This window comes from Streptohalobacillus salinus (assembly GCF_003201605.1).
Lineage (GTDB): Bacteria > Bacillota > Bacilli > Bacillales > Amphibacillaceae > Streptohalobacillus > Streptohalobacillus salinus.
This window is the reverse complement of sequence record NZ_QJJR01000007.1, coordinates 107,683-114,783: the sequence shown is the minus strand read 5'-3', so window position 1 is coordinate 114,783 and position 7,101 is coordinate 107,683. Positions and strand designations below refer to the sequence as shown.

At 37.3% G+C, this 7,101-nt stretch carries 5 protein-coding genes; 4 read left to right on the top strand and 1 reads right to left on the bottom strand.

Features of this window, described 5'->3' with window-relative positions; genetic code table 11:
- Positions 1–338 precede the first annotated feature (338 nt).
- The 3 genes from DES38_RS07660 (at position 339) to DES38_RS07650 (ending at position 3,614) form a co-directional block, all read left to right on the top strand.
- Positions 339–1,862 (top strand): sensor domain-containing diguanylate cyclase, encoded by a 1,524-nt coding sequence (locus DES38_RS07660; RefSeq protein ID WP_110251527.1) that lies wholly within the window; start codon positions 339–341, stop codon positions 1,860–1,862.
- Positions 1,863–2,008: 146 nt separating this feature from the next.
- Positions 2,009–2,635: a YczE/YyaS/YitT family protein gene (locus DES38_RS07655; RefSeq protein ID WP_110251526.1), complete on the top strand. Its 627-nt coding sequence runs from the start codon at positions 2,009–2,011 to the stop codon at positions 2,633–2,635.
- A gap of 64 nt (positions 2,636–2,699) precedes the next feature.
- Complete coding sequence (locus tag DES38_RS07650; RefSeq protein WP_110251525.1) at positions 2,700–3,614, top strand: diacylglycerol/lipid kinase family protein; 915 nt, start codon at positions 2,700–2,702, stop codon at positions 3,612–3,614.
- 42 nt (positions 3,615–3,656) lie between these two features.
- Here DES38_RS07650 and DES38_RS07645 read toward each other — a convergent pair whose 3' ends face one another.
- Positions 3,657–5,309 carry a GGDEF domain-containing protein gene (locus DES38_RS07645; RefSeq protein ID WP_110251524.1) on the bottom strand — a complete coding sequence of 551 codons (1,653 nt, stop codon included), beginning with the start codon at positions 5,307–5,309 and terminating at the stop codon, positions 3,657–3,659.
- Positions 5,310–5,934: 625 nt separating this feature from the next.
- Here DES38_RS07645 and DES38_RS07640 point away from each other — a divergent pair.
- Positions 5,935–6,948 carry a LacI family DNA-binding transcriptional regulator gene (locus tag DES38_RS07640; protein ID WP_110251523.1) on the top strand — a complete coding sequence of 338 codons (1,014 nt, stop codon included), beginning with the start codon at positions 5,935–5,937 and terminating at the stop codon, positions 6,946–6,948.
- The last annotated feature ends 153 nt before the right edge of the window (positions 6,949–7,101 follow it).

Here is a 7,101-nt window from a genome sequence, read left to right as displayed (position 1 = left end):
TCCTAACTTATTTGTTTAGTCACTCATAAGTATAGCGCATTTACATGGCTTTTTTAATATCTAATGGGATTATGCATTTCATTTTACAACAGACCATTATAAATGAATAACAATTTTTTCTCAAAAAATTAGAGCAATGATAAGTTGGTTTACCGTAGCCTTAAATGTTACAAAAGACACAAGATAGCATATCTTTTTTAAGATGAAGAGGAGTAAAGGCTTTAGTCCTAGTTGATTATGGTATAATGACTTGAACTTATGTTAAGAGTTTTAAATGGATGCACAACGTGATTTCAAAAAGTGAACCGAGAAGACTAACGAAGGACTGAAGACTAGCGATGAAAAAAAGAACACAATACCGATTGATGAGTGTCGCTGTAGCGATTACTATTAGTCTGGTTATCATTATTTTACATATTGTGTCGCACCGTGAGACGCAAGAAATATATACAAATCAAATGGAACATTTAGCATTAAATATTAAAAAGGACTTTTTGCATGATACAGTGAATAATGTGATTGGAGAAATCGAACATTTACGTGAATCGAAACGTAATATCTATCAAATAAATACAAATCATCGTTTGAATCGTTTTCAAGAAGCGTTACGCATGACAGACGTTGCTTTTGTTGACTTTTATGTCTCTGAATTTGAAGAAGAAAAATTTGAAGATTTGTGGAGTGGGTTATTGTACAACAAGGCAACTCAAGAGTTACTGTATACCACAGAGGAGAATAAGGGAGATTTAGCTGAGTTAATTCATGAATTTAATACCAATCTATCGGCGCAAGCTACAATTGAAAAAGGAGACCTTGTTGGCGTTTTTGGTGTACATAACCATTACATTGATACGGTTATAAAAACTGAAATCAAAACGATGTTGCACCAACAAACCTATGCGAATGATGCGTATATTTGGGTCAATGAAGTGGTTGATTATAATGGCGGGGATGACTATGCGGTTCGGCGTATTCATCCAAACCTAAAAGATACTGAAGGCATGTATCTTTCAACAGATGCTGAAGACCTTGTTGGAAATAAGCCTTATCAAGAAGAACTCAATGGAATTAATCAAGAGGGTGAACTGTTTTTCACTTATTTTTTTAAAGAAATGAAAAGTGACAGCATTTCCGAAAAGGTTACCTATGCAAAGCTATATGAACCGTATGACTGGATCATTGCGATGGGCGTTCATCTAAATGATATCGAGCACTATGTTAATGTGGTTAATGAAGAAAGTGACGCAAGACTAAGTGGAGTCATCGCGCGGTTATTGATTTATTTAACCGTTGCCGCTTTATTTGGATTTTTCTTACTTTATATCGTCAGCGAATTAAACTTAACACGAACGACCTCACGTTTAGAGCGTGAAGCAAACTTCGACCCATTAACCGACGTGTATTCACGTCGGTATGGGGAACGGCTGCTTGAAGAGTCATTTAGTCGTTATCAATTGTTGAATGAGTCGTTTGTAATTGTCATGATTGATATTGATAACTTCAAAGAGATCAATGATCATTATGGACATGAAGCGGGTGACGATGTGCTAAGAGCCCTATCAAAACAATTAAAAGCGAGTGTAAATAAGAGTGAGTTTGTCATCAGGTGGGGTGGTGATGAATTTATTCTGATACTAAAAGAAACAGATGAACAATTAATGCCCCGATTAAATGATTTAAAAGAACAGCTTAGCAATCGTGCAGTGACAACAAACAATGATGAAATCTTTACATCAGTTTCAATTGGTGCAACGCATTTTGCTCCATCAGACATAGATCCTTTGAAAAGTGTCGCGCGTGCGGATAAAATGATGTATCAATCCAAACATGATGGGGAAGTGTACATCAATTATGAAAGGTGAAAATTTTGTTCAAGCAACCTTAAATCATTCGTGATTTAGCGTTGCTTTTTCTTTAAGTGAAGGCGTAATATAGAAGAAGTACATCTTTTAAGAAGATAAATTATTGCTGGTTATCAGATGGATTTGATGACTTTAAGGAGTTCACTATGAGAAAATCAACAAAACGTATTTTAGTTGTTATTTTTGGTAACGTTTTATTAGGAATTGCGATTGGTGTATTAAGAATTGGGGGAATGGGCACCGATCCTTTTGCGACCATGAACTTAGGGGTTAGTAGTACGTTAGGTTTAACTTTTGGAGTGTACCAAGTAATCTTTAATGCACTTCTATTCATTGTTTTAATCGCAAATAGCCGCGAATTGATTGGGTTTGGTACCCTTATTAATATGACGATTCTTGGCTTTATATCCGACTTTATTGTGTTTGGTTTTGATGGATTAGCTTTCGATGAGCTCTCTCTTTTTGTTCGGCTAACTTTATTATTTCTGGGAATTATTTTGTCTTCACTTGGTTTATCATTGTATGTAACGGCAAACTTGGGGGTATCGCCTTATGATGCTTTACCACTTATGATTCAAAAAGCGACTGGACAAAAGCTTTCATTCGGTGTTGCTCGAATTATTGTCGATGTTACTGCGGTATTAATTGGGTTTTTATTTGGTGCAATTGTTGGTGTAGGGACCTTAATGATTGCCTTGTTACTCGGGCCTTTGACTACGGTCATCAATAAGCGAATTTCTGAACCCTTTATTTACCCAAAAGCGCGACTATAACAGTACGGTGTGAGGCAACTAGAAAGTTGGAAATCTTGATTTCAGTTAGAAGGGCGTATTTCTTATGAAACTAGCATTCATTGTAAATCCGGCATCGGGTAAAGGTAAAAAAACATTTCAACGTTTCAAGAAAGGGATTCGTACCCCTTTTCGAACGTACATGACTGAGTACACCAATCATGCGACTAAAATCACTAAACACTTAGTTAAGGAAGCGAAGATAACGTGTATTATTGTCGTAGGTGGCGATGGCACTATTCACGAAGTGATTAATGGCTTAAACGGCGCCCCCATGATAATTGGAGTGATCGGAAATGGGACAGGTAATGATTTTTCACGTTATTTTTATACCTTCAAACACCCTAAAGCGTTAGCGCGGTTCATAAACCGGCCGAAAACAGACCAGGCTGATTTGGGTGAAGTTAAGCATGCGAACTTGCGTCGGATGTTCGTTAATAACAGTGGCATTGGTTTTGATGCGCTCGTATGCGAGCGTGTGAATCAATCTGGATTGAAACCTTGGCTTAATCGTTTGAATTTGGGGAAACTTAATTATCTGTACCATTTTATCCGGGCGTTATCAACGTTCCAGCCATTTAGTATCAAATTATCAGATGGTAGAGATACCTGGTGCTTTGATCGTGTTTGGTTTGTAACCATCAGCAACCAACCTTATTTTGGCGGGGGAATGAAAATATCGCCAAAAGCGGACGCTTATGATCAACGATTAAATGTCACAGTCGTACATAATATCACTAAACAAATGATTTTGAAGTTGTTTTGGCGTGTCTATAATGGTACGCATGTCAATTATGATGCTGTCGAACAATTTACGAGTCGAGCGGTTATGGTTGAATTAAATGATCGGCGCGTTGCACATAGTGATGGCGAGACATACTACTTAAACCAGCATTTCCCAGTATTATATCAAGTGAAAGCGAATGAATTAACCCTTGTGAAAGGAGTAAAGCGAAGCTAGTGTTTATCAACGATTTGATGATGTTAAAAGACCTCAGGGAAATTAATTATCCTGAGGTCTTTTCCGTTCCCGTTTATTTTGATACATTAACTGATCAACATGATGGTAGAACTCATTAAAGTTTATGCCGTGATGGTAGACATCGCTACCAATGGCGACGTCAATGGGGTAATTCAATCCATGTTCGTTTGTGAGTAGTTGATGTCTGAACCGGATGATGAGGTTTTGATACAGTTTGCGATCGCCATTTGACATAATAATTGCAAACTCATCGCCACCTAATCGATAGCAAGTGCCATGGTCTGTAAATATTTCTTCAAGTGTGTGATGGACTGTAATGATGGCGTGATCACCATTCGCATGACCATAAGTATCATTTATCTGCTTTAAACCATTCAAATCAATTAAAATCAGTCTGAAATCTGAGTTGGGCGCACCAACGTATTTAGCTAAATCACGTTCGTAAGCGGTCCGGTTGAAGCCATCTGTCAACAAATCTTTATAGGCTAATTTTTGTAATGCACGTCGCTCACGTTCTTGTTCCGCACTAACTTTCACGTATTTATAGGCATCGTAGAACAAGAAAACAAAGAAGATTAAGAAGCCAATTCTTAAAATGCTCGAAATCGCTTGAAACCTTTCTAAGGCAAACAAAATGGCTTCAATGAAAAACGCGACAAAGAGGACGAAGAAGTAACGAAACAGTTGCACAACCGCTAAATTTTTATCGACAAACCATTCATAGAGAAGCAAACCTATTTGTAACAAAGACAAGCCGACAAGTAAGAACCATGTATGAGAAATGAGTTCAATATAACTATAAACATTTAATTGTTGTAAAATGATCATTGAAAGCGTTAGCACTGAATAAAAAACAGCCGAGAGTCTAAATGTCAGTCTAAATCGTTTCGTCGTCACTTCTTTAATATATAAAGACATAAACACTAACATAGTTGGGACCATTAGGTAACTTAAGGCCCCGATGACAAACGGATTACTCGTAATGAATTGAAGAAGTTTTGATTCGCCAATGATCCAAATACTGCTGGATACAGCCAGTAAGCCGAGGTATAAAATCCGATTATCACCGTACTTATTATAAGAAAAGCTTAAGCCAATATAGACTAGGCCTGCTAATAGAAGGATGCTTCCAATAAATCCGCCAATCCAGTTGGTTTTTAAGATATTTAAAAGAAGCGCATCGGCCGATCCTATTAACATAGGATTAATATCACCTGCAAATGCGGCGGTTTCTGATTTTAATTCAACTAATAATTCTTTACCCTGATAATCATGTGAGATAAACACGAGTTCCCAGGTGCTTGTGACGGGCGTTCTTAACCAGCCTTCTCGGCTGTTTTCTTTGTGATGAATAAGCTCACCATCCAGATATACTGTCACGTCTTGTAAAGATGCGCGTAAGAGCAAATGATCATAATCATCAGGTGTATGAGGTAATATGGTTGTGACGTAATACGTTGTTTCTGGACCGACTTTTAATTCAGTTGGGAGTGTCGTTGTTTTAACAAACATCTCGCCATAGTAAATATCCCAGTCCTGATCGAGTTCCACCATCCGGTTTGGAATTAATAAAGGCTCATCAGTCCGATGATAAATTGAAAGTGCACTTACAATAATAATGAAGAAAACAGATAGACTAAGTACTAAGTATCGGTTTCGTGGGTGATTATTCATGATGGCAGCCCTCGCTTCCGCGAACTAAAGATATTTATATTTTAGCACAAACTAAACGAATTGTATCGAGTGGTGTGCTTGGAAAAATGTAAAAAGATGATGGGTATAAAGTTGAATGAGAAAAAAGAGGATTAGGTTGATGGGCATCTGTTTTAGTAAACAGTAAATAAAATAATTAGCTTGCATATGTTTGGAGGTTTTATTTGTCGAGGCATTGGAGGTTATCGCGGAAATTCCGCTCAAATGGATGTCTATGTCTAAATGATTAGCGAGTGCTTAGTCTCGTTTCAAAAAAGAAGATGATGGTTCAGGTGTGTATGCATTTGATTGAACAGCTCGACAAAAATGAACGGACGTACGTAGTTATTGAAAGATGAAATCCTAAGCTTCTTTGGACGAGAGGAACAATCAATGCCTGTGAGAAGGGGAGCACTTAAAAATATGTAAAAAGGAATTGACTTGGTTAAGGTTGTCTTTTATAATGAAAACGAAAGCGCTTTCTAAAACGAAAAATACAAATAAATAAAAGTAAAAAGATTAACAATAGTTCTTGACTTCTTAATCAAAAGCCTATATATTTATAGTATTAACGAAAGCGCTTTCGGGTCGAGGAGGATAGAGCGAAATGACTACAATCTATGATATAGCAAAACAAACAGGCGTCTCCATCACAACGGTTTCGAAGGCTTTAAACAACTACCCAGATGTTGGCGTTAAGACAAAAGCGAAAATATTAGCTGCTGTCGAAGAAATGGGTTATTATCCGAACTCTTCAGCGCGCACCTTGACAACAAAGAAATCATGGACGTTGGGTGTTATCTTTATTGAAGATCTTGGTGTCGGCATTAAACATCCGTTCTTCAGTGCTGTTATTCAAAGTTTCAAACAAGAAGTGGAGAAATTAGGGTATGATTTAATTTTCTTAAGCCAAAATATTGGTCAAGAAAAGAAAAGTTATCTCGATCATGCCATTTATCGTGGTGTAGATGGTGTAGTCATTGTTTCTTCTGTTAAAGACGACCTTGAAGTATTAAAACTGATTGACTCAAAAATACCGACTGTCGTCATTGATTTACACAGCAATAAATCCAGTGTCGTATACAGTGATAATTTTTCTGGAAGTGAGTTAGCGGTTGAACACTTGTTTAAACTTGGGCACGAGAAAATTGCCCATATACGTGGTCATCAACTGACGTTCGCAGGATTTGAGCGTTATCGAGGTTTTATGCATGCAGCAGAAAAATTCAGCTTAACAATTCCTTCATCCTATATTGTTGAAGGTGACTTCTTTTCTTATGAAGGTGGTTATAATGCCATGTGTAAATTGCTTGAGCTTAAAGAACCCCCTACAGCCGTTTATACAGCAGGGGATATGATGGCGATTGGCGCGATCAATGCCATTACCGATCATGGTCTAGACGTACCGAAAGACATATCAGTTGTTGGATTTGATGATATTGAACTTTCTAAGTTTATGACACCAAAATTAACAACCGTTAAGCAAAACACAGATTTGATTGGTGAGAATGCAGCCAAGCTGTTGCTCAATCAAATTAGTGAAAATCACAAAGTGTTTACTGCGGTGACAATCCCGGTTGAACTTATTAATCGCGCATCAACAGCCGAAGTGAAGAAATAAAGAGGATGCACAAATCGTGCATTTCCACGAAAACGAAAGCGCTTTTGTAAAAGTTGATTCATCGGTGTTTTTGTGAGATAATAAGAAAACGAAAGCGCAACCATCATTAATTTTACACACCGCGCTTTTATTTTTTAAACGTCTTTCGAAAGC

Excerpts from the sequence above, each read along its gene's own strand:
- DES38_RS07660 (WP_110251527.1), top strand. The coding sequence starts at position 339 with ATGAAAAAAAGAACACAATACCGATTGATGAGTGTCGCTGTAGCGATT.
- DES38_RS07655 (WP_110251526.1), top strand. The coding sequence starts at position 2,009 with ATGAGAAAATCAACAAAACGTATTTTAGTTGTTATTTTTGGTAACGTT.
- DES38_RS07645 (WP_110251524.1), bottom strand. The coding sequence starts at position 5,309 with ATGAATAATCACCCACGAAACCGATACTTAGTACTTAGTCTATCTGTT.
- DES38_RS07650 (WP_110251525.1), top strand. The coding sequence starts at position 2,700 with ATGAAACTAGCATTCATTGTAAATCCGGCATCGGGTAAAGGTAAAAAA.
- DES38_RS07640 (WP_110251523.1), top strand. The coding sequence starts at position 5,935 with ATGACTACAATCTATGATATAGCAAAACAAACAGGCGTCTCCATCACA.